13 protein-coding genes are annotated in these 14010 nt (G+C 42.7%); 7 read left to right on the top strand and 6 right to left on the bottom strand.

All coding sequences use genetic code 11. The features are described from left to right. Positions 1-10: 10 nt before the first annotated feature. The 4 genes from DFR58_RS18155 (at position 11) to DFR58_RS18140 (ending at position 6500) form a co-directional block, all read left to right on the top strand. Complete coding sequence (locus DFR58_RS18155) at positions 11-2176, top strand: oxidoreductase (protein WP_114299314.1); 2166 nt, start codon at positions 11-13, stop codon at positions 2174-2176. Positions 2177-2459: 283 nt separating this feature from the next. Then, positions 2460-3935, top strand: a complete 1476-nt coding sequence (locus DFR58_RS18150; protein ID WP_114299312.1) for a methyl-accepting chemotaxis protein — start codon at positions 2460-2462, stop codon at positions 3933-3935. A 387-nt stretch (positions 3936-4322) separates the two neighbouring features. Next, on the top strand, positions 4323-5234 hold the full coding sequence (locus DFR58_RS18145) for a radical SAM protein (RefSeq protein WP_341457412.1): 912 nt from the start codon (positions 4323-4325) through the stop codon (positions 5232-5234). A 12-nt stretch (positions 5235-5246) separates the two neighbouring features. Continuing rightward, a complete protein-coding gene (locus DFR58_RS18140) occupies positions 5247-6500 on the top strand; it encodes a coproporphyrinogen-III oxidase family protein (RefSeq protein WP_114299310.1) in 1254 nt (417 codons plus the stop codon). A 34-nt stretch (positions 6501-6534) separates the two neighbouring features. Here the strand turns inward: DFR58_RS18140 and DFR58_RS18135 are convergent, their stop codons facing one another. The 4 genes from DFR58_RS18135 to gvpJ (DFR58_RS18120) form a co-directional block, all read right to left on the bottom strand. After that, positions 6535-7425 (bottom strand): 3-hydroxyacyl-CoA dehydrogenase family protein, encoded by an 891-nt coding sequence (locus DFR58_RS18135; RefSeq protein ID WP_114299309.1) that lies wholly within the window; start codon positions 7423-7425, stop codon positions 6535-6537. Next, entirely contained in the window at positions 7413-8396 is a 984-nt protein-coding gene (locus DFR58_RS18130) for a beta-ketoacyl-ACP synthase III (protein WP_114299307.1), read from the bottom strand. Before DFR58_RS18130 ends, DFR58_RS18135 begins: the two co-directional genes overlap by 13 nt. After that, positions 8393-9112, bottom strand: coding sequence for an acetyltransferase (locus DFR58_RS18125; RefSeq protein WP_207659276.1), 720 nt, complete (start codon positions 9110-9112; stop codon positions 8393-8395). The genes DFR58_RS18130 and DFR58_RS18125 overlap by 4 nt, the downstream gene beginning before the upstream one ends. Before the next feature lie 111 nt (positions 9113-9223). Continuing rightward, positions 9224-9442 carry a gas vesicle protein GvpJ gene (gene gvpJ, locus DFR58_RS18120; RefSeq protein WP_114299305.1) on the bottom strand — a complete coding sequence of 73 codons (219 nt, stop codon included), beginning with the start codon at positions 9440-9442 and terminating at the stop codon, positions 9224-9226. Positions 9443-9684: 242 nt separating this feature from the next. Between gvpJ (DFR58_RS18120) and DFR58_RS18115 the strand changes: the two genes are divergently transcribed. Then, a complete protein-coding gene (locus tag DFR58_RS18115; protein ID WP_114299303.1) occupies positions 9685-10419 on the top strand; it encodes a hypothetical protein in 735 nt (244 codons plus the stop codon). Between the two features lie 150 nt (positions 10420-10569). On the opposite strand, the gene gvpJ (DFR58_RS18110) is transcribed toward DFR58_RS18115, so the two are convergent. Continuing rightward, the gene (gene gvpJ, locus DFR58_RS18110; RefSeq protein ID WP_114299301.1) at positions 10570-10788 is read right to left on the bottom strand and encodes a gas vesicle protein GvpJ; all 219 of its coding nucleotides are present in this window, start codon (positions 10786-10788) and stop codon (positions 10570-10572) included. 258 nt (positions 10789-11046) lie between these two features. On the opposite strand from gvpJ (DFR58_RS18110), the gene DFR58_RS18105 reads away from it, so the two are divergent. After that, complete coding sequence (locus DFR58_RS18105) at positions 11047-11769, top strand: hypothetical protein (protein WP_114299299.1); 723 nt, start codon at positions 11047-11049, stop codon at positions 11767-11769. A gap of 63 nt (positions 11770-11832) precedes the next feature. After that, entirely contained in the window at positions 11833-12033 is a 201-nt protein-coding gene (locus DFR58_RS18100; protein WP_114299297.1) for a hypothetical protein, read from the top strand. A gap of 93 nt (positions 12034-12126) precedes the next feature. On the opposite strand, the gene DFR58_RS18095 is transcribed toward DFR58_RS18100, so the two are convergent. Continuing rightward, positions 12127-13623, bottom strand: a complete 1497-nt coding sequence (locus DFR58_RS18095) for a hypothetical protein (protein WP_114299295.1) — start codon at positions 13621-13623, stop codon at positions 12127-12129. Positions 13624-14010: the final 387 nt, after the last annotated feature.

The raw sequence follows: 14010 nt of genomic DNA, 5'->3' as shown, positions 1-14010 counted from the left end.
GAGGATGAATATGCACGACAAGCTGTTTGAACGGGGTAATATAGGCAAGTGCAGGATAAAGAACAGGATCATTATGGCTCCTATGGGCAATATAAATATGGCGGACCCTATCGGAAGGCCGCTGCCCAAGATGATCGATTATTTTGCCGAAAGGGCAAAGGGGGGAGCGGGCCTTATAATAACAGGACTAATTCCTGTTTCTTACGGAATTGATCCTACGGTATCGGAGGATAATGACACCACATATTTTCCCAGAATTGACGGCTCCTCAAGGACAAGGCTTTCAGGATGGAGGGATATTGCCTCTGCGGTGCATTCCTATGATGCCAAGCTGTTTGTTCAGCTCACTGCGGGAATGGGAAGAGTGGGTTCTCCCGAGTGTGCGCTCAAGGGTAAAATTCCCAAATCAGCCTCTTTAAACCGCAATTTCTATGTGCCTCAAATACCTCATATGCCTTTTACAGACGGACAAATTAAAAAAATAGTCAGAAGCTTTGGACAGAGTGCCGTAAATGCCAAGGTTTCGGGGGCTGACGGGGTGCAGCTCCACGGACATGAAGGATATCTTATGGATCAGCTTACATCCTCGCCGTGGAATAGAAGGATACTGGGAAGATACAGCGATAAGCTTCAGTTTGCCGTGGATGTGGTAAAGGAGATAAAAAAAAGGTGCGGAGAGAGCTTTCCCATTATTTACAGGCTGGATCTGACTCAGGCTCTGGAGGAGTCATATGGGGCGGAGGTGTTTAAAAAAAGATTCAGGGGTATGGAGCGGACGGCAGAAGAGGGGCTTTTTATGTGCAGGGTATTGGCGGAGGCCGGAGTTGATGCCTTTGATGTGGATAAGGGGTGCTATGACAATTGGTTTTATCCCCACCCTCCCGCATATTTTAAGGATGCTCCGTATGCGGAGGAGACGGCGGGGAGGCTTAAGGAATACTTTAATGAGCAGCAAATAGGAGTGCCTGTCATTGCTGTCGGCAAGCTGGGTGATCCTGCGGTGGCGGAGCGTATTTTAAATGAGGGCAGGGCAGACTTTGTTATGCTTGGAAGGCCGCTTCTGGCAGATCCCTACTGGCCTGAAAAGGTAAAGTCAGGCAGGATAAGAGAGATTACACACTGCATAGGCGATCAGGAGGGCTGCATACAATCATTTATTCTTGGGGGACACCCTTGCTGCTCTGTAAATCCTTATACGGGGTTTGAGGACAGCAAGAAGATAACAGAGGCAAAGGCGATAAAAAGCATTGCTGTTATAGGAGCGGGGCCGGGAGGCTGTGAAGCGGCAAAGACATTGGTAAAGCGGGGGCACAAGGTTACTTTATATGAAAAGGGAGATAGAATAGGCGGGCAATTGATTGCCGGAAGCAGACCGGGAATAAAGCAGGATGTCAGAAGGTATCTTGATAATTTGCAATACCAGATGCTGCAGCTTGAGGAAAACGGACTTAGAATAGTATTAAATAAGGAAGCTGACGTACAGGATATAAAGGGGAAATATGACGCCGTTATTTTAAGCAGCGGCCTTAAGCCTTTTGTACCTAAGATTGAGGGAATGGAAAAAATGAGATTCAGTGATGCCAGAAGCTTTCTTAACGGGACAATGGAGCTGCCGTCGGATGTAAAGAGGCTTGTAATCATAGGAGGAGGGGTTGTAGGGTGTGAGCTTGCATACACCCTTGCTGCGGACGGGGAAATTGATGTTTCCATTGTTGAGATGCTTCCTGAGCTTATGGAGGGAGTTGTGCATTCAAACCGTTCAATGCTGCTGTGGATGCTGATGGGAAGGGGAAGCGCTACAGGCAGGGGCTGCGATTCCATAGGCAAGCCGGTTAAGGCATATACTGCTTCACGGGCAGTCAGGCTTGACGAGGGGAAGGTATATATAGAAGCCAACAGGGGAAGATGGGACCCTTATACGCCGTGGAGGACTCTGGTGCCTGAGAATATTCATAATCCCTTTGACAAAAAGCTGAAGGCCGGGGATGTTGAGCTTATTTCTCTGGATGCCGACTATGTCATTTTTTCAACCGGGGGAGTTTCGGACAATTCTCTGTATCATCTTATGTGCAGGGAAAACGCGGCGTCGGAGATTTATCTTATAGGAGATGCAAGGCAGCCCGGCAGGGTATGGGAGGCAGTAACCGCAGCAAACGACGTAGCGAGATCTATATAATGGGTTTAAAGTATTTTTTTCCTTTATATATGTAGCGATAAAGATTTTACATGGAGGATATAACTTGATGGAAGAAATTTTTTGGCCCGTAAGGAATACATCTAAGAAAAGTGCCTGATGACAGACCCGTGAGACATTTCCCCGCAAGGCATCTTGAAGACTCTTAGAGTCTTACGTTGCTATTAAAAATTTCTGTAAGCAATTATATCCTCTATGTTTGTAAAATCTTTATCGCGTCCTATATAGTAAGTTTATAGCCGGATATTAAGTAAGGAGATGAAATATGAATTACAATGAAACTACTTTTGAAAGAAATAAGCTTGTGGTAAAGCTTATGTGGATTTCTCTTGCATTAGGACTGGCAGTAGATATTGCAAATAAGGTGCCGGGGAGAACGATATTCTCATTGGCTGCTACAGGAGTAGTTGCGGGAGGGTCGGCCACTCTGCTCACCTATAAAAGGATATTGGAGGCACAGGTTAAATATGTGGTTTTAGCAGGCCTTGCGGTATTGTGCTATCTTATTATTTCGTCCAATCCACATATGGGAAACTATCTTCTATTATACTATTGTCTGGCGATAGTTACATTATATCACCAGTTTGTTCCTATAATTGTGTCGGGGGCTGTCAACATTTTTTTTACCAATTACTTTTTTATTACTCTTAAGGATACTATGTTTGCCGGATTGGCTGTAAAGCATGTCATTTCCATGAATCTGTATATGGTATTGGTAACGTTTGTGCTGGCGTTTCAGACAAGGATCGGGAGCAAAATGAGAAAGTCTCTGAGGGATCAGGGAGAAAGACTGGCAGAGGATAAGAATATACTTGAGGATATGTTTGAAAGGATAAGGGAAACGGCAGGGGCACTGGATGGGTTCAGTAAATCCATATTAGACAGGATAAGGTCTATGGGTGCAATATCCGGAGAGATTACCGAGGTATCGGGAGAAATTGCCGCGGCTATACAGTCTCAGGCTCAAAGTGTGAATGACATAAGGGAATCCATTACTGCCAGCAATGAGGAAACAAGGGCACTGTCCGGCACCTCGGCGGCGATGAAGGAGCTGTCGGCCTCAACGGTTGAAACATCCCGGAGGGGAAATGAAGAGGTAAAATACCTTCAGGAGGAAATAAAGAACGTGGGACTCAATATAAACGACACTGTTGGGCTTATGGATGAGCTGGACACCAAATCCCAGCAGATAGGCATTATTTTAAATACTGTAAATGAAATTGCCAGCCGCACCAACCTGCTTGCTTTAAATGCCGCAATAGAGGCGGCAAGAGCAGGAGAGCACGGAAAAGGCTTTGCTGTTGTTGCAGATGAAATAAGGACTCTTGCGGAAAACTCAAGAAAATCTACCGGGGAGATCGCGGCCATTTTAAATGAGGTTCAGAGCAAGGCTAGGAACGCATCGGAGAAAGTGGCGGAGGTATCTGCGTCCTTTGATTCGGGCAGAATGGCGGCGGAAAATGCGGGAAAAATCTTCGGGGATATATACGATAATACCAATAATGTCCTCATAAAGGCTGAGGATATGGATGAAAAGATTAAAAGCCTGAAAAAGGGCTCCGAAGCGATTACAAATGAGGCTTTTTCCATATCGGGCATTACCCAGCAGGCCTCGGCATCTATTGAGCAGGTGGCATCAAGCATTGCAGAGCAAAACAGAAAAATTGAGGACATTGTAGAGGAGTTTAATAAGCTGGATGATCTGAGGGGCAGGCTGAACGAAATTGTAAGCAGGGGGTAACAATATAAATTAGGATACAAACTATCTAAAAAGGATGTAAAATAATTTCTGGAAGAATAATTTCCCCGGAATACGTAACCAAGATATAATTTAAGCTAACTAAAATCACAAGCGTCCTCTAAAGGTATACATGCTTCTATAGTTAGAGTAGAAATTATTATGGATGATATTATTTTACATCCTCCGTTATCCGATATGCAAGAGCCTAAACTATAAAATATTATAAAAGCAGGGAATTTTACAAAAGTCTCTTTTTGTCTGCCGCTTTGTTAGCGGAAGGCAGGGGGGACTTTGTTTTTTAAGTTTATAAAAAGTTTACTGTTGCTTTAGAAGGTTACAATGGTACAATGGTATGTAGCGGCTGTTTAAATTTATGTAAACAAAAGGGTGGTCATTATAAAAATCAGTTCATTTTTAAGATTTTCCTTGTTTGGAATAAGCACTATAGTATTTAAAAGAAGGAAGCCTATCCTTGCAACCATCATACTTACCGATAAATGCAATCTGACCTGCAAGCACTGCGCCGTAAATAATATTGACTGTGTGATGTATTCATACACAAGCATACAAAGGGAAATGCATGAGCTATATAATCAGGGCATAAGAATTCTGTTTTTCTGCGGAGGAGAGACCTTTTTATGGGAGGATGACGGCAGGAATGTCAGAAGCCTGGTGGTGGAGGCTAAAAGAATAGGCTTTTTAATTGTAAATGTTGTGACAAACGGAACCTTCAGACTGGATTTGCCGGAGGCAGATCTGATACTTCTGAGCCTGGACGGAGCAAAGGAGAATCATAACAAAATAAGAGGAAATACGTATGATGATATATTGAGAAATATAGAAGAGGCGACCTCCGATAATATTTGCCTGTATATGGCAATAAACAGGGTGAATATAGCAGACATAGAGGATGTATGCGAGGTTGCGGCAATACAAAGCAATGTCAGGGCCGTTTCGTTTAACTTTCATACTCCATATCCCGGAACAGAGAGCCTTAGTCTTACAACGGAGGAAAAGCGGGATTGCTTAAGGCGCATTGAGAATATGATGGAACGGGGCTATCCTGTTTTCAACCTCAAAAGCGCATTTCCCAATATAGCCGATAACAGCTTTAAAACGCCTTGCTATCAGTGCCTTGTTGTTGAAAACGGGAGGAGCTTTGTGTGCGGAAGGTGCGTCGAAATACCGGGGCTTTGCGAGAGGTGCGGCTACTTCTTTGCGGCGGAGTATTCAATGGTTTTTACCGGAAGCATTAAGGTGATACTGGATATGCTCGGTACTTACTTAAAATATGTATAGGGGAATTTATAAATGTTATTGACTTCACTGCTTAGAATATTTTTAACAAGATCCTTAAGCCCGTTTGTTTTTAGGGATAAGCACCAAGACAAACTGAATTTTACGGACTTGGACAACATGGGACTTTATGTGCATATTCCCTTCTGCAGATCGATATGCGGCTTTTGTCCTTATTGCAAGGAGAGGTATGAGGAGGCAAAGGCCTTAAGGTATAAGGATGCGCTGCTTAAGGAAATTGAGCTGGTGTGCGGAGGCATGGACAGTAAAAAAACAGTGACAAGCCTTTATTTTGGAGGCGGAACTCCCGCACTGATGCTTGAAAGCCTTGGGGAGATTATTGACAGGCTGAATTGCTTTTTTGAAATAAGAGACGGTATCGGTGTGGAGCTTCACCCTGATGATATAAGCGACACGGTATTGAGTACGCTTAAAAATATAGGGGTTACAATGATAAGCCTTGGGGTGCAGTCATTTAATGAGGGCGCCTTGGAGAAAATCGGACGAAGACAGGACGGCCTCCGGGAAAAGCTGTCACTGATAGCAAAATACCAATTTTCAGTGATAGACATAGATCTTATATTCGGCATACCGGGGCAGAACAAGGAGATATTGAAAAGCGACATTGAAAGTGCATTTGGGTATGGAGCAACTCAGGTTTCAACATATCCGTTCATAGATTTTACGTTTGCCGACAATAAGTACTCCCCGCTGTCCGGCAGGCATAAAAGAGAGATGCTGGAGTCCTTAAATGACTTCTGCGTGGAGTCGGGAGCTAAGAGGACTTCGGTATGGACGTTTGCAAAGGAGGGAACCGATAAATATTCGTCGGTTACGCGTGATACCTTTCTGGGGTTTGGAGTTTCCGCCACCACCCTTTTAAAGGACATTTTCAAAATAAATACGTTTTCGGTAGACGAGTACATCAAGCGTATTTGCGGGGGCAGCCTTGCCACATCCTTAACTCTTAACTTTACAAAAAGACAAAGGGCGGTCTATTATCTTTTCTGGAGCGCCTATGGACTCCAGATAAATTCGGATAGCTTTTTGCGCTTGATAGGCACGCCCCTTGAGAAAATGTACGGCTTGGAGCTTTTTGCCGCGCAAAGGCTGGGACTTGTCACATTAAGGGATAACGTATATTGCCTGACAGAAAGAGCGGCATATATTTACCACTACTTAGAGCAGAGGTACACGACGGCTTATATAGATAAAATGTGGAGCATATCCCGCAATAAGGCGTTCCCGGATAGAATGGTTCTCAGATAGATTTTGGGAGTAAGCTCCGGGCTCCCGGCCGCTGTTATTTTTCCGGGGCTTTTATATACTTATAAAAGCCCTCCCCGGTTTTTCTCCCCAGCAGGCCGAGATCCGTCATGCTTTTAAAAACTGTGCAGGGCTTATAGGCTTTGTCCTTCAGCTCACAATACAGCGACGACAGGATGTTGTACACCGTGTCTATCCCTATCAGGTCGCATAGCTGAAAGGGCCCCATAGGATGATTTGTTCCCAGCTTCATTGCCCTGTCTATATCTTCTGCTCCTGCGATATTGCTTTTGAGTAAATTTGCGGCATTATTCAGATACGCCATAAGAAGTCTGTTTACAATAAAGCCGGGGCTATCCTCAAGCAGCACATATTCCTTTCCAACAAGCCGGCAAAAAAGCTTTATCAGCTCTATGACCCGTCCTGAGGTTTTTCCCCCTCTCACTATCTCGACCAGCCCCGTTCTGTCTACGGGGTTAAAAAAGTGCAGCCCTATAAATCTTTCGGGGTGTGTAAGCCTTTTCCCAAGGCTGTTTATGCTGAAGGAGGAGGTATTAGTGCATATAATGGTATGAGCCGGGGCAGCCTCATCCACTTTAAGCAGCAGCGCCTCCTTGTGATGGAAATCCTCAACTATGCTTTCAATTATAATGTCGAACCCGCATAAGGATAATGTGTCGTCTGCGGGATGAATTTTATGAAGCATTGCCTGATGCAGAGACGCTGGAATTTTATCGCTTTTGAGCCACGAATCAAGCCTTTCCGTTACCTTAAGGACAGGCTTTTTTGAATCGGTGTGATGCCACATAAACACGTCACAGCCTGCCCGTAAGCACTCTATCGCTATTCCCTGAGCCATAGTGCCGCCACCCTGAATAAGTATATTTTTAAGCATATATGATTTCCCCACCCTCTCTATTTTATCCATTTAAACAGTGCGGCTCCCCATGACAATCCCCCTCCAAAGCCTACCATTGCTACAACATCACCCTTTTTTATAAGGTTTTTGCCTGCCGCTTCGGCAAGTGTAATGGGTATTGACGCCCCTGATGTGTTTCCATACTTCTCAATTGTGGTATAGGTCTTTTCAAAAGGTATGCCCAGCTTTTTTAAGGAGGCTTTAATAATGTTGATATTTGCCTGATGAGATATTACAAGGCTTATATCCTCCGTTTTAAGACCTGCCTTAGATAGCACGGTTTCTATGGATTCGGGGAACACCCTTGTTGCAAAATCCCATACCCTTTTGCCCTGCATTGTAAATGCATGAAGACCTTTATCTATGGTATCGTGCGTGGCGGGAATGCGTGATCCTCCGGCAGGCAGCTTTATTACGTCCCAGCCCCTCCCGTTGTTCATTATAAAGCTGTCGAGATAGCCCGCTTCATCTGTTTGGGAGAGCACCGCCGCTCCCGCTCCGTCTCCGAAAAACACACAGGTATTCCTGTCGTTCCAGTCCATTATCCTTGAATAGGTTTCCGCCCCCACCACCAGTACATTTTTGTATCCCAGACCCCTCATCATTGCCGCCGCGACGGTAACGGCAAATACGAAGCCGGCGCATACCGCCGATATATCGAAGGCCGCGGCCCTGCTTGCTCCAAGCTTTCCCTGAAGTATTGCGGCGGTGGAGGGCTGAAGCATATCCGGGGATGAGGTTGCAAGTATTATAAGGTCAATTTCCGCAGGTGTTATGCCTGCGTCCTTTATTGCATCCAGAGCGGCGTACAGCGCCAAATCGGACGTTGCCTCACAGGGATCTGCTATTCTCCGCTCCTTTATACCTGTCTTGCTGTAGATCCACTCATCTGTCGTATCAAGCTTTTTTTCCAAATCGTGATTTGTCCATACCATATTCGGCACATAATAGCCCGTGCCTGTAATACCTATATTTTTCATATTAATTCACCGCCTGCATAGCTATTCTTTATTTCCTTTGCCGGAACTCCCACTGCTGTGCACATGGGAGCTATGTCAGAGGTAACAACTGCCCCTGCCCCAATGACAGACCAGCCTCCGACCGATTTGTGAGGAATAATGCAGCAGTTTGTACCGAGGCTGCAGCCGTCCTCCAGCCTGACATTGCCTGAAATGTTCACTGAAGGGGCAAGAGTACAAAAGCTGCCCATGCTCACATCATGTCCTATGGTACAATTTAAATTTATAATATTGAAGCTCTCCATTGTAATATTGACGGTTAACACCGAAGAGCAGCAGACAATATTCCCGTGCCCCATGGACACATATTTTGAAAGCCTTACCGAAGGGTGTATAAGGTTTGGAAAGCTCACATGAGAAAGGGCCATGACCTTATCCGCAATCTTTTTCCTTCCCACCGAGTCTCCAACGGCAATTGCGGCACAAACAGGGGAGAGAGTATTCTCAAACCAGCTCATGTCTCCCAGTATGGGTATATGATTTACCATGCTGCCCTTTTTGCTTATGTCGTCATCTATGCAGCCTATTATATCCCATTCGCCATACACACTGTTGATATCCTCAACAAGCCAGAATATCTCCCTCGAAAAACCTCCCGCACCTATTATTACAAGCTTTTCCCTATCCATATTTTCCTCGCAATCCATGCTCCGTCGCACGCCATTTTGCAAAAGCATTGCATTTAAAAAAAGAAGCTGTCTTTTTGGGACAGCTGCAATATAATGACATGTATATACCTAAAGACATCAAGTGTATTGAAAGTTTGCATGTAGTATAAATATATTCGTTCAGCCTTCCTTATAATAATGCTCTTCTGAAAGTCCCACTGCTCTTGCATAGCACAGCCAGGTTTCCACACCGGCAATTACTATTCTTACATCGGCAGTTAGTAATTCAATTCCAAGAAGGGATGCTCTTACGAAAATATCTATTACTATACCCTTTTCGAGAATTCTGTCCAATACTTCCGCGAGGCTTGACGATTCCACAGAGTGTCTAACTGACATGATTTTCACCTCCTTTTAACGGTCATCGGTCTCATTATTTACAAAACCTAATATCATTATATTAATCAGACACAAAAGTGTGATTAACATAATATTGAGATAAAAGCCTTTATTCTCAAAATTTTATACGCTTCATGAATAATGGGACAATACCTGCATAAATATATAGAGGTATAAAATATATTGTAAAAAAGGGATTAAAAAGCAATTTAATTTTTAACCCTCTATGGACGGGTGATAATTTGGACAATTATAAAGATGGTTCAGTGGAAATCTTATCTCAGGTTGTTCAAGCAAGATACCTTTTAGAGAATGAGATGCTTTTTAAAAAAAAATACCCGGGGGAAAGACCCGAAGGATGCATTATAGAAAATATTGCGTATTCAGAGGCGGAGAATATCAGGTTTAAGACAGCATTTAAAAGTGAGAGCATTGCAATACACTATGAATTTGCAATAGTTTGCATATACGGGCTGTATAATTACAATTCGGGGATAAGAAGCTATGATGTTATTTCGGATATGGCAAGGGGCACATTATCAATAGACAAGTACAATTTCTATCCGTTTTCGGACTTTTCCGAAGAAACAGGCTGCTGCTGCAGGCCCAGAGAGGTAAAATGCAATTGTGATATAGATATTGACGGCAAAGGTATTACTGTCTGTGTCTCGTCTGCAATTGATATACTGCTTCTTAAGGAGGATGTGCTGAGAATTGAAAGCGGTGTGCCGGCGGCAAGGGATAAAGCACAGTATGAAAGGGGCGGTGAGGTAAGTGACAGGCTGCACACTGCCCAAGACATTGAATGGACGGACAGACAAAGAGAGATAAACAACTTAGAGGCAAGGGTTCACGACTATATTCATGAAATTGCTTATTTAAAGGATGCAAACAAAAACTTATATTTGCAGCTTAAGGATATGGAAGAAGAAAACAAAAGCTTAAGGTGTAAAAAGGATATGGAAAAATTGGCTTAAGCATTTATTAAAAAAGGGAAAGCCTCCATCTAAATAAGGGTTTGCCGGTGCAAAAATGCTATGTACAGAATGGAGGCTTTACAAATTTTTTGTTAATAATGTGAATACGAGTTATCGGTTTTCTACGTTGATTAAGTAAGAGAGGTTATTTTAAAAATCTTCTCTTATATGCGGGGAAAGGAGACCGACTGCCTTGGCATAGCACAACCAGGTTTCAACGCCTGCAATGACTATTCTTCCGTCAATAGCCAGTAATTCGATGCCAACTAAGGACACGCGCACAAACAAATCAATAACTATACCCTTTTCGAGAATTCTGTCCAATACCTCAGCCAGACTTGATGATTCAACCGAATGCTTTACTGCCATTTATAAAACCTCCTTAAGCTATAAAAAATTTCAATTGTTTTACATTTACAGTATATTAGCCTTAAGCAAAATAGGTGACTGTTTAGAATTTAAAATTAATAATATTTATGGAAGTCACGGCATAGTTATTAATTATGGCCGGATTTTATAAACTACCTCACAAAACCATATTTGATTCACCTTTTAATGTGGTCAAGAATAATATAACATGAATGATCTAAAAGCATTGGCAATATATAATGAAAGGAGTTTTAACCTATGTATGATGAGAACATTGTAAGTCGGCAAGATGGTGCAAACGAAAAATATGGAATTTTTGTAAAAAGAATTCTTGCAAAATACTTTGCTCCTGAGTCTCAGCTTTTATTCCAGGAAAAGAGGGACCCTGCAACAGGGCTTCAAATGGGGGTGAAGGAACCTTTAAAGCTTTATATAAACAATGCCGGAGAAAATGGAGAGCATCCCGTTCAGGGGATAACCGAAATTATAATGAACCTGAATGAAACACCCTCCAATATTATAATAAGCAATACGAAATCCAGAATAAAAATAATATTCAAGGTTTTTCTGCTTATAAAGTATCAGGATTTGGGAACTCCCAGCCTGATTGTACTGCCTGATGATATCGGTACCAAATGCATGTCGCAGTATGACCTGAGCGAGGCCCAGCATAAGAGCCATAACCAGCCTAAGGAAACCCTTCAAATATCCGACGGAAATTTTATGTATATAGTTGACGTGCCTTTAACTGAATTTGACAGTCAGCTTACGCCGTATCAGCTTAATGATTCCACTTTGCAGTCATATGTTGTGCTTAAGAATCTTACATGGACGGTTGATGTGGATGATATAGAAAAGAAGGGTGCCGGCATTCCTCCAAGCGCGGCAACTGTCACAACAATTTCTGTGTTTCAGGATTTGCTGAACAAAATAGGGATAGATGACGACATAGTAATAAATGGAGTGTCAAGCGCCTATTAAGAGGGTCTTTATGCTTCCGCCTCCTTGCATGTACATATAAATTTGTTTTAGAAGGTGAAAAGAATGTCTGCAAATGAAAGCTATAAGGCTTATCTTGAGTTTCTAAGAAGCAATCTGGACACCGTTATGGAGGGCAGAGAGATTGAATATCAGTGCCCATTTTGCAATACTAGTGAGAAAATTAAAATATTAAAGCAAGATACCGCAAGATGCTTACGGTGCGGAAATGAGTTTAAGGTGGAAATAAGATTTCATATTGATTAACAGCCTATAGAATTTATTGAAATATAAATATTGCAAGCTTTAAAGGGCGGCTGCCGGGCCGTCCTTTAAAGCTTGCCGGCTTAAAGAGATATATTACCTCTTATGCAGGCTCCAGAGGTATTCCGGGGTTATACCCGCAAAGCCTCCTCCTGCCATAAGAGTTCTTTTTTTCTCGCTATTTTGTGATGGATTTGATGTGTAATCCTGCTTTTGTTCAGCCTCCTTAAGGGACTCATCCTGTTTTTCCAGGCTGGGAGGCTCAGACTGCTTCTCCCTTTCAATTGCCTTTATTGTGTTTGAAATTTCAAGCTCATTAATCCTGTGCCCCATATCCTCAAGCTCACTATGCATACTCATCATATCTCCGTTAAGGGATGTGAGCTTTTCGGTAAGTATGCCAAGATCCATTTCCGAAAGAGCTTGCTTTTGCCCTATCTCATCAATTTTTTGCTTCAGCCTGTCAATATACTTTTTCTGGTCGTCAAGATTTCCTGTGAGTATTTTAAGTGTATTTACTATAAGCATTTGAGATTCATTCATAGCCCCATCCTTCTCCTTTCTTTCATTTAAAAAGTCATCTATAAAGCTGAGCTTATATCCGTCCTCCAGAGTTCCCGGCAATTCATTTATAAATATGTCAAGAGAGCGGTAAGACGGGTTTTGGAGGTACTGCAGGCAGTATAGGGACTTGTCGGAAAAAAATATATATTTTTTGGGATTACTCCATTTATTCCCTCCGTCTTCGGAAGCACAGTAAAAAATATTTCTTTCTCTTACCCAGTATACAATGCTTCTATTGTTTAACAGCAGCATTGACGCGTTGAAGAAATTATATGGAGAGGATGCAAGCGTTTGCTCCTCCCATGTCTCGGAGGTACTTTTTTTCCTTGAATATACGAGCTCGCATTTTAGGGGGGTTGTTTTCTGCCAGCATATATGAACATTGCCTTGATTATCGCAGACTGAAGAAATTACGCCGGATTCTATATTTGCCTTGTTGCTTGATATAACATTGAAATTACTCCAGTTGTCCTTCTGGCGGTTGTACATTCTGCAGCCAAGCTGGCTGTATTTTTCATTGGCATTATTATATGTTATGTAAATTGTGTCCGAATGAACCGACAGTCTGTAGGGAAACTTTGCAGAGGGCTTTATGATGTCAATTTCCTGCTGCGACTCAGCGGGGTTTTGACGGTATTTTGTCTGGAACAGCAGAACCTTTTTTTCTTTTTCCTCGCGTACATAAAAAAAGTATAGAGTTTTTCCAAGGCTTACTATGCTAAAAAATTTATAGCAGTCTCTGCACTCTTTACCGGCATTAATCTTATCGGATATCCACTGTCCGTCCTCTGAGTAAATGTACATTATGCTTCCGTCTCTGGCCGGGCAGATTATATGTATAATATCATCCTGGTCAATACATGCCGCAAACCCGGGTGCGGCATCCTCAAGAAGGACGGAGGGCTTCAGCCGGCTGCCTGTTTCACTAAGTGCGCCGGTACACAGGCCCATGCCGCTTTTGTAGAAAATGTCAATGGTTTTTTGCGCCGATGACTTCAATATGTATTGCTTGTTGTTTATCTCAAACATTAAATATCACTCCTTGGTGTTATTATATTATGAAACCCTTATTTTGGTTCTATAGTATTAATGAAAACACAATATGCCTCACTTAAAACACCTTATAAAGTATTTATTTGTGTAACAAGTTTTTATTTTGATTCATATATATATATTGCGGTATGCATCAATTATGTAAACTATAAGGAGGCTGATTATATGTGTGATGAAGAAAGATTCCTAGAGAATAAGAAGCACAAGGACCCCTGCAAGGATAACTTCTGCAAGGACGATTTCTGCAAAGATAACTTCTGCAAGGACGATTTCTGCAAGGACCCCTGCAAGGATAACTTCTGCAAGGACCCCTGCAAGGATAACTTCTGCAAGGACCCCTGCAAGGATAACTTCTGCAAGGAC

The organism is Anaerobacterium chartisolvens, from assembly GCF_003337415.1.
GTDB lineage: Bacteria > Bacillota > Clostridia > Acetivibrionales > DSM-27016 > Anaerobacterium > Anaerobacterium chartisolvens.
Note: the sequence above shows the minus strand (reverse complement) of the source record. Positions and strands in the feature narration are given on the sequence as shown.